At 59.5% G+C, this 23,541-nt stretch carries 16 protein-coding genes; 9 read left to right on the forward strand and 7 right to left on the reverse strand.

Annotation, left to right across the window (positions count from 1 at the left end):
- Positions 1-9 precede the first annotated feature (9 nt).
- From FBY04_RS19600 to FBY04_RS19620, 5 genes are all read left to right on the forward strand, one after another.
- Positions 10-3,501, forward strand: coding sequence for a response regulator (locus FBY04_RS19600; RefSeq protein WP_145316373.1), 3,492 nt, complete (start codon positions 10-12; stop codon positions 3,499-3,501).
- A complete protein-coding gene (locus FBY04_RS19605) occupies positions 3,501-4,334 on the forward strand; it encodes a protein-glutamate O-methyltransferase CheR (RefSeq protein WP_084322943.1) in 834 nt (277 codons plus the stop codon). Before FBY04_RS19600 ends, FBY04_RS19605 begins: the two co-directional genes overlap by 1 nt.
- Positions 4,331-4,924 (forward strand): chemotaxis protein CheB, encoded by a 594-nt coding sequence (locus tag FBY04_RS19610; RefSeq protein ID WP_084322944.1) that lies wholly within the window; start codon positions 4,331-4,333, stop codon positions 4,922-4,924. The genes FBY04_RS19605 and FBY04_RS19610 overlap by 4 nt, the downstream gene beginning before the upstream one ends.
- Positions 4,918-6,099, forward strand: coding sequence for a hybrid sensor histidine kinase/response regulator (locus tag FBY04_RS19615; protein ID WP_145316375.1), 1,182 nt, complete (start codon positions 4,918-4,920; stop codon positions 6,097-6,099). Before FBY04_RS19610 ends, FBY04_RS19615 begins: the two co-directional genes overlap by 7 nt.
- 77 nt (positions 6,100-6,176) lie before the next feature.
- A complete protein-coding gene (locus tag FBY04_RS19620) occupies positions 6,177-6,554 on the forward strand; it encodes a response regulator (RefSeq protein ID WP_059405185.1) in 378 nt (125 codons plus the stop codon).
- 102 nt (positions 6,555-6,656) lie between these two features.
- Here the strand turns inward: FBY04_RS19620 and FBY04_RS19625 are convergent, their stop codons facing one another.
- The 3 genes from FBY04_RS19625 to FBY04_RS19635 all read right to left on the reverse strand — a co-directional run bounded on the left by FBY04_RS19625 (position 6,657) and on the right by FBY04_RS19635 (position 11,083).
- Positions 6,657-8,327 (reverse strand): response regulator, encoded by a 1,671-nt coding sequence (locus tag FBY04_RS19625; protein ID WP_145316377.1) that lies wholly within the window; start codon positions 8,325-8,327, stop codon positions 6,657-6,659.
- Positions 8,324-9,826 carry an ATPase domain-containing protein gene (locus FBY04_RS19630; protein WP_145316379.1) on the reverse strand — a complete coding sequence of 501 codons (1,503 nt, stop codon included), beginning with the start codon at positions 9,824-9,826 and terminating at the stop codon, positions 8,324-8,326. Before FBY04_RS19630 ends, FBY04_RS19625 begins: the two co-directional genes overlap by 4 nt.
- A 201-nt stretch (positions 9,827-10,027) precedes the next feature.
- Positions 10,028-11,083 (reverse strand): HEAT repeat domain-containing protein, encoded by a 1,056-nt coding sequence (locus FBY04_RS19635; RefSeq protein WP_084322971.1) that lies wholly within the window; start codon positions 11,081-11,083, stop codon positions 10,028-10,030.
- Between the two features lie 179 nt (positions 11,084-11,262).
- On the opposite strand from FBY04_RS19635, the gene FBY04_RS19640 reads away from it, so the two are divergent.
- Genes FBY04_RS19640 through FBY04_RS19650 form a run of 3 tightly spaced genes read left to right on the forward strand, consistent with a single transcriptional unit; the run spans position 11,263 to position 14,573 of the window.
- Entirely contained in the window at positions 11,263-13,413 is a 2,151-nt protein-coding gene (locus FBY04_RS19640) for an FUSC family protein (protein ID WP_145316382.1), read from the forward strand.
- A complete protein-coding gene (locus FBY04_RS19645) occupies positions 13,403-13,603 on the forward strand; it encodes a DUF1656 domain-containing protein (RefSeq protein ID WP_145316384.1) in 201 nt (66 codons plus the stop codon). The genes FBY04_RS19640 and FBY04_RS19645 overlap by 11 nt, the downstream gene beginning before the upstream one ends.
- Positions 13,604-13,607: 4 nt before the next feature.
- Positions 13,608-14,573 (forward strand): HlyD family secretion protein, encoded by a 966-nt coding sequence (locus tag FBY04_RS19650; RefSeq protein ID WP_145316385.1) that lies wholly within the window; start codon positions 13,608-13,610, stop codon positions 14,571-14,573.
- A 212-nt stretch (positions 14,574-14,785) separates the two neighbouring features.
- Here the strand turns inward: FBY04_RS19650 and FBY04_RS19655 are convergent, their stop codons facing one another.
- From FBY04_RS19655 to FBY04_RS19670, 4 genes are all read right to left on the reverse strand, one after another.
- The gene (locus FBY04_RS19655) at positions 14,786-16,207 is read right to left on the reverse strand and encodes an efflux transporter outer membrane subunit (RefSeq protein WP_145316387.1); all 1,422 of its coding nucleotides are present in this window, start codon (positions 16,205-16,207) and stop codon (positions 14,786-14,788) included.
- Positions 16,204-19,383: an efflux RND transporter permease subunit gene (locus tag FBY04_RS19660; RefSeq protein WP_084322952.1), complete on the reverse strand. Its 3,180-nt coding sequence runs from the start codon at positions 19,381-19,383 to the stop codon at positions 16,204-16,206. The genes FBY04_RS19655 and FBY04_RS19660 overlap by 4 nt, the downstream gene beginning before the upstream one ends.
- Before the next feature lie 15 nt (positions 19,384-19,398).
- Positions 19,399-20,652, reverse strand: coding sequence for a multidrug efflux RND transporter periplasmic adaptor subunit MexE (mexE, locus tag FBY04_RS19665; RefSeq protein ID WP_084322953.1), 1,254 nt, complete (start codon positions 20,650-20,652; stop codon positions 19,399-19,401).
- A 321-nt stretch (positions 20,653-20,973) separates the two neighbouring features.
- A complete protein-coding gene (locus FBY04_RS19670; protein WP_084322954.1) occupies positions 20,974-21,891 on the reverse strand; it encodes a LysR family transcriptional regulator in 918 nt (305 codons plus the stop codon).
- A 269-nt stretch (positions 21,892-22,160) separates the two neighbouring features.
- Here FBY04_RS19670 and FBY04_RS19675 point away from each other — a divergent pair, with 269 nt between their 5' ends.
- Positions 22,161-23,183: a zinc-dependent alcohol dehydrogenase family protein gene (locus FBY04_RS19675; RefSeq protein ID WP_084322955.1), complete on the forward strand. Its 1,023-nt coding sequence runs from the start codon at positions 22,161-22,163 to the stop codon at positions 23,181-23,183.
- The last annotated feature ends 358 nt before the right edge of the window (positions 23,184-23,541 follow it).

The following is a 23,541-nucleotide window of genomic DNA, read 5'->3' on the forward strand; positions in this document are numbered from 1 at the left end:
GGCCTCCCCATGACCACCGCGTCTTCGGTTGATGAGCAACGATTTCGTAAACTCCTGAGCCGCAACGTCAGCCTGCCGTTGGGTGTCGGCGTGCTCAGTGCGGTGTTCTTTGTCTCGCTGATCACTTATCTGCTGTCGGTGATCCAGTGGGTCGAGCACACCGACCGGGTGATCAATAACGCCAATGAAGCGGTAAAGCTGACCGTTGATCTGGAAACGGGCATGCGCGGCTTCCTGCTCAGTGGCGACGATAAATTCCTCGAACCCTATGAAACCGCCAAGCCGAGAATCGCGGTAGCGGTCAACACCTTGCTCGAACTGACTTCGGACAACCCGGTGCAAACGGATCGGTTGCAACGCCTCAAGGCCTTGCAGGATGAGTGGGCCACGTATGCGCAGACGATGATCGACCTGCAGCGTGCGAGCGGCGATTACCGCAGCGCGGTCAAGGCCGGGCGCGGCAAACGCCTGACCGATGAGATCCGCAAGCAGTTTGAAGACGTGATCGACATGGAGCAGCAGTTGCGCACCGCGCGCAACGAAGAAGTGCGCCGTACCACGATCTGGAGCATCAGCCTTTACCTGTTGTTTATCCTCGGTATCAGCGCATTGCTGGCGTATATCGGCCGACGGGATTTGCTCAACCTGTCGCAAAGCTACAGCGCCACGCTGGCCGCGCAACAGGCCAGTGCCGAGCGACTGGAACAGCAAGCCTGGCTGCGTAATGGTCAGACCGAGCTGGCCGAGCAGGTGCTGGGGCAATTGTCTCTGAATATGCTGGGTCGCAATATTCTGCAGTTCTGCGCGCAATACCTGGGCACGGCCGTCGCGGCTATTTATGTGCGTGAAGAGCACGGCAGCCTGACGCGGGTGGCGTCCTACGGTTTTTCCCGCGAGCAGGAAGAGCGCAATCAGCAGATTTACAGCGATGAAGGAATTGTTGGCCAGGTGGCGCAACAGGCGCGTTTGATCCGGCTCGATCACGTGCCGAACGATTACTTCAAAGTCACCTCCGGTCTTGGTGAAGGCCTGCCGCACAGCGTGCTGGTGGTGCCGACCAGCGATGACGATCGGGTCAACGGTGTCATCGAACTGGGTTTTCTGCGTCCGTTGAGCGACCGCGACATCGAACTCCTCGAGCTGATCGCCGGCAACATCGGCACCTCCATCGAGGCGGCGCGCTATCGCCAGCGTTTGCAGGAAGTGCTGGCCGAAACCCAACAGCTCAATGAAGAACTGCAAGTCCAGCAGGAAGAACTCAAGACCGCCAACGAAGAGCTGGAAGAGCAGTCGCGGATTCTCAAGGAATCCCAGGCGCATCTGGAAACCCAGCAGGTCGAGCTGGAACAGACCAACGAACAGCTCGCCGAACAGGCGCAGACCCTCGCCGAGCAACGCGACGCGATGGACCTGAAGAACACCGAACTCAATCAGGCCCAGACGCAGCTCGAAGAGCGCGCCGAAGAGTTGCAACGCTCCAGCAAGTACAAATCCGAGTTCCTGGCCAACATGTCCCACGAACTGCGCACGCCGCTGAACAGTTCGTTGATCCTGGCCAAGCTGCTGGCGGAAAACCCGCAGGAAAACCTCAGCGCCGAGCAGGTCAAGTTCGCCGAGTCGATCTATTCGGCGGGTAACGATCTGCTGAACCTGATCAACGACATTCTCGACATTTCCAAGGTCGAGGCCGGCAAGCTTGAAGTGCACCCGGAGAACACCAGCGTCGCGCGCCTGGTGGACGGTTTGCACGGAATGTTCCAGCCAATGGCCACGGACAAGAAGCTGGATTTTCGGGTCGATCTGCAGCCCGATGCGCCGATGATGATCTTTACCGACCGTCAACGTCTGGAGCAGGTGATCAAAAACCTGCTGTCCAACGCGGTGAAGTTCACCGAGCAAGGTTCGGTCAGCCTGACGGTGGCCAGTCAGCCAAACGCAGGCATCGCATTCATCGTCCGCGATTCCGGGATCGGCATCGCAGCGGATCAGCAGGAAAGTATTTTCGAAGCGTTCCGTCAGGCCGACGGCACCACCAATCGTCGTTACGGCGGCACGGGCCTGGGCCTGTCGATTTCCCGTGATCTGGCGGCCTTGCTTGGCGGTTCGATCAGCGTCACCAGCGAGCCGGGGCAGGGCAGCGTGTTTACCCTGGTCTTGCCGCAACAGTACGTTGAACCGGGCGACACGCCGATCGAACCGATGAAAGCTTCACCGGTGGCCATGATGCCGAAGATGGCGCCCGCTGCGCCTGTGCCGCTGATTGCCGACGTCGATATCCCGCGCTTCAACGATGACCGCACCAATGCGCCATTCACGACCCGTTGCATTCTGGTCGTCGAGGACGAGCCGAACTTCGCGCGCATTCTCTACGACCTGGCGCACGAACTGGGTTATCACTGCCTGGTGGCCCATGGCGCCGATGAAGGTTATGACCTGGCCAGGGAATACATTCCCGACGCGATCCTGCTGGACATGCGCCTGCCGGATCACTCAGGCCTGACCGTACTGCAACGCCTCAAGGAACACGCGGAAACCCGGCACATCCCGGTCCACGTCATCTCGGTCGAAGACCGCGTCGAAGCCGCCATGCACATGGGCGCCATCGGTTACGCGGTCAAGCCGACCACCCGCGAAGAGCTCAAGGACGTGTTCGCCCGCCTTGAAGCCAAGCTGACCCAGAAGGTCAAGCGCGTGCTGTTGGTCGAAGACGACGATCTGCAGCGCGACAGCATTGCCCGGTTGATCGGCGACGAGGACATTGAAATCACCGCCGTCGGCCTGGCACAGGATGCGCTCGACCTGCTGCGTACGACGATTTTCGACTGCATGATCATCGACCTGAAACTGCCGGACATGCTCGGCAACGACCTGCTCAAGCGCATGTCCACCGAGGATATCCGCTCGTTCCCGCCGGTGATCGTCTACACCGGGCGCAATCTGACCCGCGACGAAGAGGCCGAACTGCGCAAGTATTCGCGCTCGATCATCATCAAAGGCGCGCGCTCGCCGGAGCGTTTGCTGGATGAGGTCACACTCTTTCTGCACAAAGTCGAATCCCGGTTGTCCCATGAACGGCAAACGATGCTCAAGACCGCGCGCAGTCGCGACAAGGTCTTCGAGGGTCGCAAAGTGCTGCTGGTGGACGACGACGTACGCAATATCTTCGCCCTCACCAGCGCGCTGGAGCACAAGGGTGCAATCGTGGTCATCGGCCGGAACGGGCGTGAAGCGATTGAAAAACTGAATGAAGTGGAGGACATCGATCTGGTGTTGATGGACGTGATGATGCCGGAGATGGACGGTTTCGAAGCGACGAAGCTGATTCGTCAGGACCCGCGCTGGCGCAAGCTGCCAATCATCGCGGTGACGGCCAAGGCGATGAAGGACGATCAGGAGCGCTGCCTGCAGGCCGGTTCCAACGATTACCTGGCCAAGCCCATCGACCTGGATCGATTGTTCTCGCTGATTCGCGTGTGGTTACCGAAGATGGAACGCATTTAGTGGAACGCATTGGTTCAGTCGAGCGAAACAGCGAAATTGAATTGCGGTTGTTGATCGAGGCGATCTACCTCAAATACAGCTATGACTTTCGCGATTATTCCGGCGCGTCGATCAAACGTCGCGTCCACCATGCGTTGAGTCAGTTCGAGTGCGCCACCATTTCGGCGCTGCAAGAAAAGGTGCTGCACGATCCAATGGCGTTCATGCAACTGCTGCAATTGCTGACGATCCCGGTCAGCGAGATGTTCCGCGATCCTTCGCACTTCCTCGCCATTCGCCAGGAAGTGGTGCCACTGCTCAAGACTTATCCCTCGATCAAGATCTGGATCGCCGGTTGCAGCACCGGTGAAGAGGTCTATTCGATGGCGATCCTGCTGCGCGAAGAGGGCTTGCTCGATCGCACCATCATCTACGCCACCGACATCAACCCGCGTTCCCTGGACAAGGCCAAACAGGGGATTTTCTCCATGGAAAATGTCCGCGCCTACACTCATAACTACCAGCAGGCAGGTGGCCAGCGTTCGTTTGCCGACTACTATACGGCGGCATACGGCTACGCGATTTTCGATAAGAGTCTGTGTGAAAACGTGACCTTCGCCGACCACAGCCTGGCAACCGACAGTGTCTTTTCAGAAACCCAGTTGATTTCGTGCCGTAATGTTTTGATTTATTTCAATAAGAAACTGCAGGACAGGGCGTTCGGGTTATTCCACGAATCCCTTTGTCATCGCGGTTTTCTGGTGTTGGGCAGCAAGGAAACCCCGGAATTTTCGGCCTTCGGCAACCAGTTCGAGCCGTTGGTCAAACAAGAACGGATTTACCGCAAATCATGAACAATGCAGGGGAGTTGCCTTCTGTGGAGGCTATCGTGATCGGTGCTTCAGCCGGTGGCGTGGAGGCATTGCTGAGTATCCTCAGCCCTTTGCGTGAAGGCTTCGTGCTGCCGATCATTGTGGTGCTGCACCTGCCGGACCAGCGTCGCAGCCACCTCGCCGACGTATTTGATCGACGCGTTGCCATGCGTGTTCAGGAAGCCCATGACAAAACGCCGATCGAAGCCGGGACGTTGTATTTCGCCATGCCCGGTTATCACTTGTCGGTGGAGCAGGACCGTACCTTTTCCCTGAGCCTGGAAGAGCGCGTGCACTACTCGCGGCCGGCCATCGATTTTCTGTTCGAGTCGGCTGCCGATGCTTACGGCCCGAACCTGGCCGCCGTCCTGTTGACTGGCGCCAACCGCGACGGCGCGAGCGGCATGGCCAAAGTCCAGCATCTTGGCGGCCTGACCATCGTGCAGGACCCGGACGAAGCCCAGGTTGCGACCATGCCCCTGGCGGCGCTGGGTACCCACCAGCCTGACCACATTCTCCCTATACGCGGCATCGGCCGTCTGCTTGTCGAGCTGGAACGAATAGCATGCTAAGTAACATCCAAGCCAAACTGCTGATCGTCGACGATCTGCCGGAGAACCTGTTGGCGCTTGAAGCGCTGATCAAGCGTGAAGACCGCATTGTCTACAAAGCCTTGTCTGCCGACGAAGCCTTGTCGCTGCTGCTGCAACATGAATTCGCCATGGCGATTCTCGACGTGCAGATGCCCGGCATGAATGGCTTCGAGCTGGCCGAGTTGATGCGTGGCACGGAAAAAACCAAGAACATCCCGATTGTGTTCGTCAGTGCCGCCGGCCGTGAACTGAACTATGCGTTCAAAGGCTATGAAAGCGGCGCCGTGGATTTCCTGCACAAGCCGCTGGATATCCATGCGGTCAAGAGCAAGGTCAACGTGTTCGTCGACCTGTACCGCCAGAGCAAGGCCATGAAACAGCAGGTCGATGCACTGGAACAGAGCCGCCGGGAACAGGAAGCGCTGCTTCAACAGTTGCAGAGCACGCAGCTGGAACTGGAGCAGGCAGTACGCATGCGCGATGACTTCATGTCCATCGTCGCCCACGAAGTGCGCACGCCGCTCAACGGCCTGATCCTCGAAACTCAGCTGCGCAAAATGCACCTGGCCCGGGGCAATGCTGCGGCGTTCACCCTGGACAAGATGCACGCGATGGTCGACCGCGACGAACGGCAGATCAAAAGTCTGATCCGCCTGATCGAGGACATGCTGGATGTGTCGCGTATACGCACCGGCAAGTTGTCGATCCGCCCGACACGCTTCGATCTGTCGGCGCTGGTGCGCAATTTGCTGCAGAATTTCGCCCCGCAGATCGATGCTGCCGAATCCTCAGTCACGCTGGACGCCGAGCATCCGGTGTATGGCAACTGGGATGAATTCCGCATTGAGCAGGTGATTTCCAACCTGCTGACCAATGCACTGAGATACGGCGCCAAGAGCCCGATCAGTGTGAAGGTGTACAGTGAGCACGATCAGGCACTGGTGGAAGTGCGCGATCAGGGGATCGGCATCGATCAGGAAAACCAGAAGCGTATCTTCCAGCAGTTCGAGCGCGTTACGGCCAGGCACGCCGTTGCCGGGCTGGGCCTGGGGTTGTTTATTTCAGAGCAGATTGTGACCGCCCATGGCGGTTCCGTAACCGTCGAGAGCCGGATTGGCGAAGGCGCCTTGTTTCGCGTTTGTCTGCCGCTGTAGGAAAACAGCCGGATAAACGCAACCTCTGATCGACCTCGGGGTCGTATCAGCAGCTATTGACCGAACAAAGGCTTCCCATGAGTGAAGATGCACAAGACGTCGTATTGATCGTCGAAGATGACCCCTCGATTCTGATGGTGCTGTCGGCCTATCTGTCGGGTGAGGGCTACCGGGTGTTACAGGCCGAAAATGGCGAGCAGGCTTTCGAGATCCTGGCGAGCAAGCCGCACCTGGACATGATGATCACCGACTTTCGCCTGCCGGGCGGAATCTCCGGCGTGCAGATCGCCGAACCCGCCGTGAAGCTGCGACCGGAACTCAAGGTGATTTTCATCAGCGGTTACCCGCAGGAAATCCGCGAGACCGACAGTCCGATCACGCGCAAGGCGCCGATTCTGGGCAAGCCGTTTGATCTGGACGTGTTGCAGGAGTTGATGCAGGAAATGCTTTCCTGAATCGCATCGGGTCGACGTAGGAGCTGCCGGAGGCTGCGATCTTTTGATGTTGTTTTAAAATCAAAAGATCGCAGCCTTCGGCAGCTCCTGCATGGGGATGTTTCAGATTCGGATCATCTCCCTGACCTTCGCCGTCAAAAGGTCGAAGGTAAACGGCTTGGTAATCATCTGCATGCCAGGATCGAGGAACCCGCCGCGCACCGCTGCGTGTTCCGCATAGCCGGTGATGAACAGCACCTTGAGGTCGGGCCGGTACTGCCGGCCGATTTCCGCCAGTTGCCGACCGTTCATGCCGGGTAGCCCGACGTCGCTGATCATCAGGTCGATGCGTTGCCCGGAATCGAGAATCGGCATCGCGCTGTCGGCATCGCCGGCCTCGACGAAGGCATAACCCAGGTCACTCAGCACTGTGCTGACCAGCACCCGAACCGCCGGATCATCCTCGACGATCAGCACCGTTTCGCCATTCTGCGCGAATAGGGCGTGCTGCACGTCCGACGGACATTCCTCAGGCGGGTCACCCCTGAAACGCGGCAAAAACAGACTCACCGTCGTGCCTACGCCCACTTCACTGTCAATGGCGACGTGCCCGCGTGATTGTTTACTGAAGCCGTAGATCATCGACAAGCCAAGGCCGGTGCCCTGGCCAATCGGCTTGGTGGTGAAAAACGGATCGAAAGCGCGGTTGATCGTGCTTTGCGGCATCCCGCAACCGGTGTCTGTCACGCTGAGTACCACGTAGTCGCCGGGTTCGAGGTTGCTGTGGGCTTCGGTGAAATCGCTGTCCAGAGACTGATTGCCGGTCCTGACCACCAGATTTCCACCATCGGGCATGGCATCCCGCGCATTGATCACCAGGTTGAGCAGGGCGCTTTCCAGTTGATTGGGATCGGCCTCGGCCACCCACAGTTGCTCGTTGAGCTGCATGTCCAGGCGAATGTTTTCATTGATGCTGCGTTGCAGCAGTTCACCCATGGACACCACCAGGGCATTCATTTCAACGGGTTTGGAGTCCAGCGACTGACGACGGGAGAACGCCAGCAAGCGGTGAGTCAGGCCCGCCGCGCGGTTGGCCGAGGTCACGCCCAGGTCGATCAGGCTGTCCAGATCCTCGGTGCGTCCGCGTGCCAGGCGTCGGCGCAGCAGTTCAAGACTGCCGATGATCCCGGTGAGCATGTTGTTGAAGTCGTGGGCGATGCCGCCGGTGAGTTGTCCGACCGCTTCCATTTTCTGTGATTGGCGCAGGGCTTCTTCGTTGTGGCGTAACTGAGCGGTACGTTCCTCAACCTGTTGTTCCAGGGTTTCGAGGGTGGTTTGCAAACGCAGTTCGCTTTGACTCAGATCGATCAACCGATCCCTGGCTTCATACTGTCGTCGTCGGCCGCGTAAGGCGGTGGTCACCAGACTGATCAGCGTCACGGGATGGAAAGGGCGCTCGAGGAAGGTGACGTTGCCAAGTTGCGGGCCGAAGCGTGAGGCAGGGTTCTGTTCCGGGCCGCCATGGTAGGTCATCAGCACGATGGGCAGATCCGACCACGCCGGCTGTTGTTCTATCAGTCCGAACAACGGTTCGACATCACTGCCCAACAAAGCCTCGGAAGAGATCAGCAGCAACCCGGCGCCATGCTCCAGTTCGGCGCAAAGGCTGATCAGATCGCGGGTGATGACGCCGTCGTAACCTGCTTCATTGAGCATCTTCAGGGCAATCTGGCTGTCACGTCCCAGCGGCGCGAGGATGATCGCGCGCTCGGACGTTGCTTCCTGGACCCTCACGGGATTTCGTCCCCGAGCAATGGATTGCTCGCACCCAGATAAGTCGGCACGCCGCGCAATACACCCTGAAACGCATCCAGTGGTTCGCCGATGGTCATGCCCTGCGAACTGATGCGGTATTCGCGAATGGTCGATTCATGACTGCCGGTGCGTTTCTTGATGATCGAGATCGCCCGGCGAACCTTGCCCAGCGCTTCGAAGTAGCGCAACAAAATGACCGTGTCGGCGAGGTAGGTAATGTCCACCGGCGCTCGCATGTCACCGACCAGTCCATGTTGGGCCACGGTCATGAAGGTCGCGGCGCCCCGGCGATTGAGGTACAGCAACAACTCGTGCATGTGCAGCACCAGGGCGTTTTCCTCAGGCATTGCGGCTTGATAGCCGTTGATGCTGTCGATCACCACGGTTTTGATGTCACGTTCATCGACACAGCGACGAACCCGGTAGGAAAACTCGCCAGGGGACAACTCGGCGGCATCCACTTGTTCAATCAGCAAGTTGCCAGTGTCTTGCATGGCCTTGAGGTCGATCCCCATGTTTTTCATGCGCTCGAACAGCAGGCCCAACTCTTCATCGAAAATGAACAGCGCGGCTTTCTCACCCCGGGCCACGGCTGCGGCGGCGAAGATCATCGAGATCAGCGATTTGCCGGTGCCGGCCGGACCGAGGATCAGGGTGCTGGACCCGGTCTCGATGCCTCCGCCGAGCAGGGCGTCCATTTCCTTGATGCCGCTGGTCAATTGCTGGCGAACATACCCACCACGATGTTCGGCGGCCACCAGCCGCGGGAACACATGCACGCCGTCGCTCATGATGGTGAAGTCATGGAAGCCGCCACGGTATTTCTGGCCGCGATACTTCACTACGCGGATGCGCCGGCGCTCGGCGCCATAGTTGGGGGTCAATTCTTCAAGGCGAATCACACCGTGCGCCACGCTGTGCACGGTCTTGTCGAGGGACTCGGTGGTCAGGTCGTCCAGCAACACTACCGTGGCGTCATAGCGCACGAAGTAGTGTTTGATCGCGAGGATCTGGCGCCGGTAACGCAGGGAGCTTTGCGCCAGCAGCCGGATCTCGGAAAGACTGTCGAGCACGACGCGAGTCGGCTTGACCCGTTCGACCACTTCGAAAATCTGCTTGGTGGCTTCACCCAGCTCAAGGTCCGAGGAGTACAAAAGGCTCTGCTGATGCTGGGCATTGAGCAGGCTTTCCGGTGGTGTCAGCTCGAAGATGTGGATGTTTTCATCCAGCTCCCAGCCATGGGACAACGCCCCTTGGCGCAGTTCGCGTTCGGTTTCGGACAGGGTGATGTACAACGAGCGCTCGCCGGCTCTGGCGCCGGCCAACAGAAAATGCAAAGCGACGGTGGTTTTGCCGGTTCCGGGTTCACCTTCCAGCAAAAACACATGACCGCGGGACAATCCACCAGCCAAGATGTCATCCAGACCTTCGATGCCGGTGGCGGCTTTTGCACTGAACAACTCGTTAGATGTAGACAAAAAATGCCCTCTCAAGACCAGGGGAAGTGAGGCAGCAGGCCTGAAGTGCCTGAATGGACTGCCTGATCACTTGACCATTTGCCGAGAAGAGCGTTCAACACTTTTTGGGGTGGGGATAATGCAACAGCAAAAGATCGCAGCCTGCGGCAGCTCCTACGGATGAACGCATCTGGCGTAGGAGCTGCCGCAGGCTGCGATCTTTTAAAGACCTTGCTGCAGCGCCGGGTCGTCGGGGTTGAGCTGTTCAAGCTGCGCCAACAGGATCTGCACGTTTTGCAGCTGCCCGCTTTCTTTCCAGTAGTTGATCAACAGGACCCGGGCCTTGCGGTCGGCAGGGTGACGCTGGACGATTTCCTGCAATTGTTTCTGCGCCGCTTCAAGCTCTTGCTCGTCATGCAGCGTCGTCGCCAGGTCGTAGCGATAATCCTTGTTGTCCGGTTCGAGCTCCACGGCCTTGGACAAGCCGAGCAGGGCGAACTCACTCTGACCGTGGTGCAGCAACCACATCCCCAGGGCATGTTGCAGGTAGGCGGAATCGGGCTGGGTCTTCAGTTGTTTGGCCAACAACAGCCGGGCTGCTTCGCTTTGTCCTTGCCGGTCCAGCACTTCGATCTGCATCACCAGTGCGGGCAGATTGTCGGGGGCCAGGCGCAAGGTATTTTCAAGCGCCTGTTGCGCCGCTTTGAATTCACCGTTGTGCAGGTGCAACCGGGCTAACTGATACTGGTTGTCGGCGCTTTCAGGCGCTTGGGTCAGCACCTGTTCCCACGCATCGATGGCCTGTTGCAGCGGTCCGAAATACAAACCCAGGTCGTCCGGCGACAACCCCAGCAACGCGTTCACCGCGGCAAAACGGACACGTTGGTCGCTGTCATCGAGCAATGGGCCCAACAGCAGGCTGCGCTGACCGCTGGGGACCAGCCCGCTGATGCTTCTGATGGCGGCGATGCGCACATCGGCCGAGGGGTGTTGAAGGTCAGCGTCCGCCAGTTTCAAGGCCTGAGGGCTGGGATAGTTGGGCAGCTCGGCATGCAGCCAGACGCGGCGTTTGGGGGAAATGTCGGGGCGCCCCAGTTGCTGGTAAAGCACCCGCGCCGCACCCGGTTGACCGGCCCGCGCCTGCGTCAGTGCTTCGCTGTAACCGCGCTTGATCGCTTCCGGCACCACAGGGGTCGTACTGCGCAGGAAAAGCCAGGCAAGGCCAATGGCAAACAGGACGCAGAGGCTGATGATCAGGTAGCGGCGAGACTTGGGCATGCAGGAATCCGGGAGCTGGCAGGCTTTTGCAAGGTTGCCAGCTTCTGTCAGGCCGGGCTGCGAGTCAAATCCGCAGGCCATTGCGCAGCGGATCGTCAGTATTTTTCCTACAAGTCCTGTCGACACTGAAACCCCGTCGAGCCACCGAAGCAGTGACTACGCTTGCAGGAGATGACTCGATGAGCACTCCCATGCAACCGCTGCTTCAATACTTCAAGGCCATACTCAACCCCGGGCCGGGGGTGGTGTTGTTCGCCTTGAGAACTATCGCGGCCGGGCTTTTGACGCTGTACCTGGCGTTTCTGTTCGACCTCGATCAGCCCAAGTGGTCGATCATGGCGGTGGTCATCGTCAGCCAGCCATTGGGCGGGATGGCGCTGGCCCGCAGTTTCGGCCAGGTCATCGGCACTACCCTGGGCGCGGTGGTGGCCGTGGTGATCATGGCGATCTTCCCTCAGGCGCCGCTGCCTTTCCTCATCACATTGTCCCTGTGGCTGGCATTGTGTACCGCCGGTGGCACCTTGTTGCGCTACACCAGTTCCCAGGCATTCGTGCTCAGCGGTTATACCGCGGTGGTGGTGGGACTGCTGGCGGTCCCTGATCAGGAGGGCACCTTCCTGCTGGCCGTGACCCGGGTGACCGAAACGTTGCTGGCGGTGGCCTGCGTGTGTGTCGTCAGCCTTTTGACCGCGCGCCCGGAGGCCGTGGCCAAGGATTACTTCGCCAGGATCGATCAGGTGATCAAGCTGCTGGCGACCCATGCCAGCGCCGCGATTCGTACCGAGGAAAGCGAGGCCGATTTCCACCTTCGGCAAATGCAGCTGCTCGGCCAGATCAGCGCACTGGAAGGGGTACGCCGGCATCTGTATTACGATGCGCCACGCTTGCGCAGCGCCGATGACCTGGTGCAATTGCTCGGCAATCAACTGGTGCTGCTGACTGCGCGGCTGACTGCGTTGCGCCATCAGAGGGAGTTATTGCTTGAGCGCCTGGAAGGTGAGATTCCCCTGGAGATCCAGCGTTTGCTCGCCGAAGAAGTCTTGTTTCTCGATCAACTTGCGCAGTTGGGGCGTGCGATGCCCAATGAGCAACGGCGCCAATTCGCAACGTTGCAGAAGCGTTTCGATGATCTGGCCTACCGTTCCGAGCAACTCATCGAGCCCTATCCGGCGACCTTGCGCTCGCTGTCATGGTCGTTGCGCTGGGAACAGGCGCGTCTGTTGCAGCAGTTTGAAACGATTCTTGAGTTAAGCGATGCGATCCAGAGTGGGCGCAAAGCCAGCAGCCTCCATCGCGGGCAGAAGAACCCGCTGCACATGGACTACACGCTGGCAGCGATGAACGCGATCCGCGCCTTTTGCGCATTGATGGTGGCCGGACTGATCTGGATCGAAACCGGTTGGGACGGCGCACGGGGCGGAATGATCGTCGCCGGGATTCTCTGTTCGCTGATGGCGACGTTTCCGCGGCCACTGCTGGCCGCCCAGAGCTTTGCCCGGGGCCTGGGACTGGCGCTGGTGGTGTCGGCGGTTCTGCAATTCGCGCTGGTGCCGATGATCAGCAGTTTCGAGTTGTTGGCGCTGTTGCTGGCGCCCTTGCTGTATGCCGTCGCGGTGGGGTTGTCCAGCCCGCCCACCACTGGCACGGGAATTGGGCTCGGGTTGTCGACCTTTCTGTTACTGGGCCCGCAAAACACCGGGCTGGGGCAGAACAGCGCAATCCAGTGGTTCGAGTTTGGCGGCTCGTATGTCTGCGCCACCGCGCTGGCGTTGAGTGTATATGCCTTGATCTTTCCCTTCAGGCCAGTACTGCGCATTCGTCGGCTGCACCAGGAGAATTGCGAGCAGGTCTACGCCTTGCTGAAAATCCCGGCCACGGATGAAAACCAGTTTGCCTTCGAGAGCCGCATGGTCGATCGACTGACCATGATGCTGGGCCTGTTGCCGTCCATCGAGGACAAGCCCTCGCGTGAATTGTTCGACGTCAGCCTCGGTTGCATGGCGCTCGGCATTGCATTGAACCAGCTCAGGCAACAGGGGCAGAACAACGCGTTATTGAGCCCGGAAGTGCAAAGCCGGCTGTTCGCTACGGTTCGGGAAACCGGGCGACTGGTCGCCGGCCGGGCTGACGCTGAAGTGGATCGCGTGCTCGACAGCCTGCATGCCCTGGGCGATGAACTGGATGCGCTGCATTCCGGCGTCCATGAGCATCTGTGGTCGGTGTTTCGCATGCGCGTTGCGCTCTTGATCGTGGTGTCGTTCCTGGAACGTCACCGGGGCCACTTTGAACCTGAAGCGCCAAAAGTAGGAGTGCCTGCGATTGCCCATTGATCTGGAAATAGGCGGCGTCTACCTGCCGCCGATTGCTCAGGCGCTACTGCTGGGCTTGCCGATTTATCTGCTGCTGGACTGGATTTTGCGGCGCCTCGGCGTGTTGCGGTTCGTGTGGCATGAAGCCTTGTTCGAGGGCGCGCTGTACGCCTGCGTGTGTGCCGCGTTGATTCTGCTGATGGGAGCCTGATGCATTGAAGACGATTCTCGCCCGACTCACGACAGTGGCCGTGGTAGTGCTGGCCTTTGTGCTCGGCTGGTTCGCCTGGGAACACTACACCCGTGCCCCCTGGACCCGGGATGCCCGGGTGCGTGCCGATGTGGTGACCTTGTCCGCCGATGTCGCGGGACGCATCGTCAACCTCGGCGTGCAGGACAACCAGCATGTGGAGAAGGGCCAGTTGCTGCTGGAAATCGATCCCTCGCGCTACGTCCTGGCAGTGGAACACGCCAAGCGTTCGGTGGAAGTGGCGAACGCCTCACTGGGGCAATCCGAAGCGACCATCGTGGCCAGCCAGGCGCTGCTCAAACAGCGTCAGAGCGAGGAGCGCCGCCGCCGTACACTCAAGGAACGCGCAGCGATTTCCGGTGAAGAGTGGGAAAAATCCAGCACCGATGTCTCGGTGGCCCAGGCCGACTTGCTGCGCAACCAGGCCAACCTGGGGTTTGCCCAGGCCAACGTGCATCTGGCCATCGCCGCATTGGCCGAGGCTGAACACGACCTGGAGCGTACCCGGGTCGAATCGCCCGTCAGTGGCTACGTCACCAATCTGCTGACCCGACAGGGCGACTATGCGACTGCGGGTGGTCCCTTGGTGGCGCTGGTGGACAGTGAATCCTTTTACATCAGCGGCTATTTTGAAGAAACCAAACTGCCGCGAATCGGGGAGGGTGACCGGGTTGATATCGAGTTGATGAGTGGTGAACGTTTTGGCGGCACCGTGCAAAGCATCGCTTTCGCGATTGCCGACCGGGAAAACCTGCCCGGCGGCCGTTTGCTGGCCAACATCAACCCCAGTTACACCTGGGTCAAACTGGCGCAACGGGTGCCGGTGCGGATCAGGATCGACGCGGACTATGCCGGTAAAGACAAACTGCGGGCGGGGACGACGGCGACAGTGACCGTCCAGGAAACCCAAAAATCCCAGGATCACCAGTAGCCAATATAGGAGCAAAGCTTGCTCGCAAAGACGTCAGCACATTCAACATCGATGGCGATTGTCCCACCGCTTTCGCGAGCAAGCTTTGCTCCTACAGGAGGCGTGGTGGATTCCCCATTACTATCAGGCAAAAAAAAGCCCCGCGACCGAATGAGGCGCGGGGCAAAAAAAACCTGGTTGGTTGCGGCCAACCAAAGGAGTTATTTACAGCGTTACTTGCTGGCGACCGTCTCTGGTTGCCAACCTCCGCCAAGGGCCTTGTAGATTGCGACAATGCCGCGATACAGATCGACTTCGGCCTGGGCCTGGGAGTCTTCCGCCGCCAGACGCTCACGCTGGGCATCGAGCAGGACGAGGAAGTCCGACGACCCTTCGCGGTAGCGAATTTCAGCCAGGTCGGCTGCCGCGCGGCTTGATTCACTCTGACGAATCAGCGAAATCAGGCGTTGCTGGCGTTTGCCGTAATCGCTGAAGGCGTTTTCCGATTCTTCCAGGGCCAGCAGCACTTGTTGCTCGTAGGTCGCCAGTGCGCCCTCGGCATCCGCGTCGGCACCGCGCAAGCGAGCTCGAACGCTGCCCAGGTCAAACGCTGCCCAGGTGATGCTTGGGCCCAGTGCCCAGGCGTTGGCCGCTGAAGAACCGATCTGCGAACCACGCCCGGCGGTCCAGCCAAGGAAGCCGCTGAGACTGACCCGTGGGAACAGGTCCGCCTTGGCCACACCGATACGTGCCGTGGCCGAAGCCAGTTTGCGTTCGGCGCTGAGGACGTCTGGACGACGCTGCAGCAGATCACCCGGATCACCGATCGGCAGCGCCTTGGCAATCGCAGGCAATTCTTTCGGGCTCAAATCGATGGTCAGTTTGTCCGGACGCTCACCCAGCAAGGTGGCGATACGGTTCTTCTGCCGAACCTGTTCCGCCTGCAACTGCGGCACGCTGGCTTCGACGGCCGCCAGGCGTGCATCGGCGCGAACCACATCGAGCTGATCGCCGACGCCGGCATCACGCAGGCTTTCGGTGATCTTGCGCGATTCCTGCTGGTTGTTCAGGTTGGCCAGGGCAATCTTTTCCCGCAGTTGTGCACCGCGCAGTTGACCGTAGGCGTCCACCAGTTCGGCAATCATGGTGACTTGCAGCTGGTACAGATCGGCTTCGGCCGCTTGCTGTTCGGCATCGCTGGATTCCAGGTTGCGCTGGATGCGACCAAACAGGTCCAGTTCCCAGGCCATGTCCAGACCCAGGTCATAGCGTTCGCTATTGACCCGTTTGGTGGTCTGGCCCGGAATCTGACCTTTGCCCAGATCACTGCTTGCACGGCTGGTGATGGTCGGCATGGCGTCATTGCTGACGTCATCACGAATCGCCCGGGCCGCTTTCCAACGGGCGAAGGCGACACGCAAATCGCGGTTGCCTTGCAGGGATTGCGTCACCAACTGGTTGAGGGTCGGGTCTTCAAACTGTTGCCACCAGACGCCTTCGAAACGCGAGCGGTCGAAGTTTTTCTGGCCGGCAGCGCCATCGGTGGCTGCAGTGATGTTGGCCGGTTCGGTGGCCGGGGTCTTGTAGTCCGGGCCCACGGCGCAGGCACTCAGGGCCAATACCAGCAGGCTCGGCAGGAAGGCTTTCAGGCTCATTGTTGCGCCTCCAGTTTCAGGGCCTTGGCCGCTTTGCGTTTCTCACCGCGCTCCACAAAGTTACGAATCAATACGTAGAACACCGGCGTCAGCAACAGACCGAAGAAAGTCACCCCGAGCATCCCGGAGAACACCGCCACACCCATGGCATGACGCATTTCGGCACCGGCACCGCTGGAGAACACCAGTGGCACCACACCCATGATGAACGCGAAGGAGGTCATCAGGATCGGCCGCAGACGCAGGCGGCACGCTTCGAGCACCGCAGCCAGCGGGTTCATGCCTTCTTCCTGTTTGTCCTTGGCAAACTCGACGATCAGAATCGCGTTCTTACACGCAAGTCCCACCAGTACGATCAAGCCGATTTGGGTGAAGATGTTGTTGTCGCCTCCCGAAGCAATCACACCGGTGATGGCCGACAGCAGCGTCATCGGTACGATCAGGATCACCGCCAGTGGCAGGCTCCAGCTCTCGTATTGAGCCGCGAGTACCAGGAACGCCAGCAATACGCAGAGCGGGAACACGAACAGCGCGGTGTTGCCGGACAGAATCTGCTGGTAGGTCAGGTCGGTCCACTCGTAGGTCATGCCGTTCGGAAGTTCTTCCTTGAGCAGTTTCTCGATGGCCGCTTGAGCCTGGCCGGAGCTGTAGCCTGGGGCTGCCGCACCGTTGATTTCAGCCGTGATGAAGCCGTTGTAGTGCATCACGCGGTCCGGACCCGAGGTGTCGCTGACCTTGATAAAGGTCGCCAGCGGGATCATCTCGCCTTTGTTGTTCCGCACTTTCAGCTGACCGATCTGGTCCGGCTCAAGGCGGAACTGCTGTTCAGCCTGAACGTTGACCTGATAGGTACGGCCGAAGCGGTTGAAGTCGTTGGCATACAGCGAACCCAGGTAGATCTGCAGGGTGTCGAAGATGTCGCTGACGGCGACGCCATGGGTCTTGGCTTTTTCCCGGTCGATGGCGGCATCGACCTGCGGCACGTTCACGGTGTAGCTGGTGAACAGGGCGGCCAGTTCCGGCACGTTGTGGCTCTTGGTAATGATGTTCATGGTTTCTTTGTACAGCTCGTCGTAGCCCAGGTTGCCCCGGTCTTCGATCTGCAGGCGGAAACCACCGATGGTGCCCAGGCCTTGTACCGGCGGCGGCGGGAAGATCGCCATGTAGGCTTCCTGAATCCCGGCGAACTGGCCGTTCAAGGCACCGGCAATCGCACCGGCGGACATGCTCGGGTCTTTACGCTCGTCGAACGGTTTCAGGGTCACGAACACAATGCCGGCGTTCGGGCTGTTGGTGAAACCGTTGATCGATAGGCCAGGGAAGGCCACCGCACTTTCAACGCCAGGCTGTTTCAGGGCCAGGTCGGACATGCGCTTGATCACGTCTTCGGTGCGGTCCAGGCTCGAGGCGTCCGGCAATTGCGCGAAAGCCACCAGGTATTGCTTGTCCTGGCCGGGCACGAAACCGGTCGGGGTGTGGGCGAAACCGAAGAAGGTCAGCACCATCAGGCCTGCGTACAACAGCAGGGCAATACCGCTGCTGCGGATAACCCGAGCGACGGTGCCGACATAACCATGGCTGGCGCGTTCGAAGAACCGGTTGAACGGACGGAACAGCCAGCCGCCCAATAGTTTATCAAGCACTTTGGTAAAGCGATCTTTCGGCGCACTGTGGCTCTTGAGCAACACGGCGGCCAGGGCAGGGGACAGTGTCAGCGAGTTGAACGCCGAGATCACGGTCGAGATGGCAATGGTCAGGGCAAACTGTTTGTAGAACTGGCCGGTGAGTCCGGAAATGAACGCCGCCGGGATAAATACCGCACACAGCACCAGCGCCGTCGCGATGATCGGCCCGGTCACCTCTCGCATGGCTTTCTTGGTGGCTTCTACGGGCGTTTCTCCCAGCTCGATGTGCCTTTCCACGTTCTCCACCACCACGATGGCGTCGTCCACCACGATACCGATGGCCAATACCAGGCCGAACAGTGACAAGGCGTTCAGCGAGAAGCCGAACAAGTGCATCACTGCAAACGTACCGATCAACGACACCGGCACCGCTACCAGCGGAATGATCGAGGCACGCCAGGTTTGCAGGAACAGGATCACCACCAGAACCACGAGGATCAGTGCTTCGAAGAGGGTGTGAACCACCGCTTCGATGGAGCCGCGCACGAAGATTGTCGGGTCGTAGACGATGCTGAAGTCCATGCCTTCCGGGAAGCCCTTCTTCAGCTCCGCCATCTTGTCGCGCACTTCGTTGGAGATTTCGATCGCGTTGGAACCCGGACGCTGGAAGATCGGAATCGCCACCGCCGGTTGATTGTTCAGCAAGGAGCGCAGGGCGTACTGGCTGGAACCCAGCTCAACGCGCGCGATGTCTTTCAGACGTGTGATTTCACCGTTGTCGCCGGAGCGAATGATGATGTTCTCGAACTCTTCTTCGGAAACCAGGCGACCTTGGGTGTTGACCGACAACTGGAACGCCGTGGCATTCGGTGCAGGCGGAGCGCCCAAGGCACCGGCAGCCACTTGACGGTTCTGCTCACGAATCGCAGTCACCACATCGGTGGCAGTCAGATTGCGCGAAGCGGTCTTGTTCGGGTCGAGCCACACTCGCAGAGAGTAATCGCCCATACCGAACAACTGCACATCACCGACACCGCCCAGACGCGCCAGCTCATCCTTGATGTTGAGCAAGGCGTAGTTGGAGAGGTACAGCATGTCGTAGCGTTTGTCCGGCGAGGTCAAGTGCACAACCATGGTCAGGTCGGGCGACGCCTTGTCGACGGTGATACCGATGCGCGTCACTTCTTCTGGAAGCTTCGGTTCGGTCCGGGTCACGCGGTTCTGCACCTGCACCTGTGCGTTGTCCAGGTCAGTGCCCAGTGCAAAGGTGATGGTCAGGGTGATCTTGCCGTCAGCGGTGGACTGCGAGGACATGTACAGCATGTTCTCGACGCCGGTGATGGCTTGCTCCAGTGGAGCGGCCACAGTTTCACCGATGACTTTTGGGTTGGCGCCCGGGAAGTTGGCACGAACCACAACGGTCGGTGGCACGACTTCCGGGTATTCGCTGATCGGCAACTGGAACAGCGAGATGGCGCCGGCGATCAGGATCAGCAGCGACAGCACCGCTGCGAAGATCGGCCGTGAAATGAAGAATTGGGAAAAATTCATCGGAGTCGTTATCCCTTAACCGCGTGGGGTTGCAGCAGCCAGTTTCACAACCGAACCCGGCGCGACCTTGGCAGGTGCGACTTGAGGCAGGTTGCTGGCTTCCAGCGCTTGTCGTTGTTGTGCGAGTGCCGCGAGGGTTTGTTCGCTGGCCATCGGGATCACTTCAGGGGTGACTGGCGAACCGGGACGTACCCGTTGCAGGCCCTTGACGATGATCGTGTCGTCCTTGTTCAGACCGTTGCGCACGATGCGCAGACCTTCGATTTTCGGACCCAGCTCGACGGCGCGGTATGCAGTCTTGTTGTCCGCATCCATCACCAGCACAAACTTTTTACCCAGGTCGGTGCCGACGGCTTCGTCGTTGATCAGCACGGCGGAGTAGGTGCCGCTGCCAACCAGTTTCAGGCGGGCATACAGGCCTGGGGTGTAGGTGCCGTCGGTGTTGTCGAACACGGCGCGACCACGGATGGTGCCGGTTTTCGGGTTGACCTGGTTGTCGACGAAGTTCATCACGCCCTGGTGCGGGTTGCCGTCTTCGTTGGACAGACCGAGGTACACCGGGGTGGTGGCGCCGCGTTTGCCCTGGCGAGCGAGCTGGGTGTATTTGAGGAACACACGCTCGTCGGCGTCGAAGTAGGCGTAGACCTTGTCGGTGGACACAACGCTGGTCAGCGGTGTGGTGTCGGCGGTCACCAGGTTGCCCGCGGTGATTTCCGCACGGCTGACGCGGCCGCTGATGGGTGCGGTGACGCGGGTGAAGCTCAGGTTGAGTTTGGCCAGATCCAGTTGTGCTTGAAGGGCACCCACCGCGGCGCGGGCTTCCTGCGCAGCGCTGGTGCGCGAATCAGCCAATTCGGCGGAAATCGCGTTGCTGATGCGCAGACGCTCACCGCGCTGGGCTTCATTTTCACTGCGGGTGGCATTGGCGCGGGATTGGGCAACCAGTGCTTCGAGGCGGCGGACCTCAGCCTGGAACGGACGTGGGTCGATCTGGAACAGCAGGTCACCTTTCTTGACCAGCGCGCCTTCAGTGAAGGCCACGTCATCGATCTGTCCGGAGACCCGTGGACGAATCTCTACCGTTTCCGGCGCTTCAAGGCGCCCGGTGAATTCGTCCCACTCGTTGACCGGTTGTTCCAGCACCTTGGCGACGCTGACTTTCGCCGCAGGCATGGTCGCGGCAGACTCCGGAGCCTTGCCGCAAGCGCTCATCACCAGCACGGCCAACATGGCCAAGGGGAAGCGCAAATGTTTGAGTGACTGTTCCATGGATGCATCCGCCAATGTATTGAGATGGGCGGATGATGCTCGGCGAGGTGGTATCGCACGAATCGAATGAAGCGAAGGTAACTATCATTCGGAATGATATAAGGTCGAAGCGAGCCCTCTAGCATGCACCTCGGGTTCGAAGGCGATCAATGTGCTTGATGGCAATTCTGTGTTGCGGGGAATGCAGCAATCGGCGCGAGACCGAGTCGCGCCCTTCGCGAGCAAGCTCGGCCCCTGCAGGGGATTTATGTCGAGCCCACATCCCCTGCAGGAGCCGAGCTTGCTCGCGAAGGGGCCAGAAGCCCTCATACACAATCAGGATCAGGCCAGGCTATCCGGATCCCCAAAGAACATCTGAATCCGCGACCGCAACCAGCGCTCACCCGGATCATTATCCTGCGACCCGCGCCACGCCATGTGCAACTCAAAGCTGCGCACCGGCAACGGCGGATCTTCAGCTCGCACGCCACCGGCTGCCGTCAACGCTTCCGCCGTGTAATCCGGCACGGTGGCGACAATATCAGTGCCGCTGATCAGCGTACTCAGCCCGTTGAACTGGGGCACAGCGAGCACGACATGCCGCTTGCGCCCGAGTTTTTCCAGTTCTTCATCTATAAAGCCGCTCAGGTCACCGGCGAATGACACCAGCGCATGGGGGCGTTCGCAGAAGTCGTCCAGGCTCAATGGGCCCGGCACGCTGTCGGCGCGCAGCAGTTTAGGCATGCTGCGGCGTAGCACTTTGCGCTTGGCGTTGGCCGGCAGGTCGGCGGTGTAGCTCACGCCGATGGAAATCTCGCCCGAGGCCAGCAGGCTCGGCATCAGGATGTAGTTGGCCCGACGTACCACCAGCACAATCCCCGGTGATTCGGCGCGCAGGCGTTTGAGCAGCATCGGCAGCAATGCGAACTCGACATCGTCCGACAGGCCGATGCGGAACACCGCAGTGCTGGTTGCCGGGTCGAATTCCGCCGCACGGCTGACGGCGGTGGAGATCGAGTCCAGGGCCGGCGAGAGCAGGGCGAAGATCTCCACCGCCCGGGCGGACGGTTCCATGCTGCGCCCGGTTCGCACGAACAACGGATCATCGAACAGCCCGCGCAGGCGCGAGAGCGCCGCACTGATGGCGGGTTGGCCGAGGAACAATTTCTCCGCAGCGCGTGTCACACTGCGTTCGTGCATCAATGTTTCGAAAACGATCAACAGGTTCAGGTCGACACGACGCAGGTCATTACGATTCATCTGGAGTCCTGGCAGAGTCATCAAGCTTGACGAGAGCGGCCATATGAGAACAATGGCCGGCATGAATATTACGGGGAAAGGCTGCTACTCTGCACCGAGTAATTCAGTTTTCCTACAAAGGCTGCTTCGGTTTCTTACGACATTTGAAGATGTCACCGGCGCTGCGGAATCAATGACAGGCATGTCGACTATTAATAGCCACTGATAGTCTTGGGTAGAAAGCCCAGATAGAGTTCAGGGCATTAGAGGTTTCTTTGACGAGGTTTGCGATGTCCCGCACGATCCGTTTTCACAAGTTTGGTCCAGCCGAGGTGCTCAAATGCGAAGAGCATGCGGCCGCTCTCCCTGCACCGGGCGAAGTGCAGGTGCGCGTCGAGGCGATTGGCATCAGCTGGTACGACATTCTCTGGCGCCAGAACCTGGCCTCGTCCCACGCTCGTCTGCCTTCAGGCCTCGGCCATGAAATGTCCGGCGTCGTGACGGCGCTCGGCGAGGGCGTCGATGACCTGGCTGTCGGTGACAAGGTCGCCAGCTTCCCGGCTGAAAGCCCGAACGACTATCCGGTCTATGGCGAACAGATCGTTTTGCCTCGCTCAGCGTTGACCCGCTATCCGGACGTGCTCAGCCCGATCGAAGCGGCGGTGCACTACACGCCACTGTTGATCGCGTATTTTGCCTATGCCGATCTGGCACGGGTCAAGCCTGGGCAGTTTGCCTTGGTCACCGACGCCAGCCACTGTGCCGGTCCGTCCTTTGTACAGTTGGGCAAGGCCTTGGGTGTGCGGGTGATTGCCGCCACGAAGACGGCCGAAGAGCGTGAATACCTGTTGTCGCTGGGTGCCGAGAAGGTCATCGTCACCGAGGAAGAAGATCTGCTGATGCGGATCAACAAGATTACCGATAACCGCGGTGTCGATGTGGTGTTCGATGGCTTGGGTGGCCCGCAGATGTCTCTGCTCGGCGATGTGCTCGCGCCTCGTGGCAGTCTGGTGCTGTATGGCCTGCAAGGTGGCAACCAGACGCCGTTCCCGGCCTGTGCAGCGTTCCAGAAGAACATTCAGTTCTTTGTGCATTGCATCGGCAATTTCACCGGCAAACCAGAACTGGGCATCATTCAGGACCAGGTCGCACTGCAACGTGCCTTGCGCGACATCAACCAGATGACCGCCGATCGCGTTCTGCTGCCGCTCAAGACTCGGGTCTTCCCGTTTTCCGAGTTTGTCGAAGCACACCGCTACATGGACGAATGCCCATGCCGCGAACGAGTCGCCCTGCAGGTCGAACCTGCGTAACACCCTCTGAAAAAGTCCGTGCCTGCACGGACTTTTTTTTGCCTGCCATTGTAGGCGCGAGCGGTGTCGCGATCCTTCAGGTCTGAAAATATGAGACGCCCCTGCCGATGAGGCCCGTTCAGCAACTGAACTGGTTTTTGCTCTTGATCTGTATCTTCTAATCGCCATTTAAGCCCTGATAATTGAATGATTACTTTCATCTCAAGGAAAGAGTCATGTCTGGGTATCGGTTTGATACTTTTCAATGCGCATCGTTAATATATTTCCGACAAGCTGTTGGTCGTTGCTCAATTGCCAAACAATCATGTGCGACTTCTTTCTTTATTTCTTGTGCTACATGTCTGTGGGGCACTGTCGG

Origin of the sequence: Pseudomonas sp. SJZ080 (assembly GCF_007828295.1) — a bacterium.
Lineage (GTDB): Bacteria > Pseudomonadota > Gammaproteobacteria > Pseudomonadales > Pseudomonadaceae > Aquipseudomonas > Aquipseudomonas migulae_A.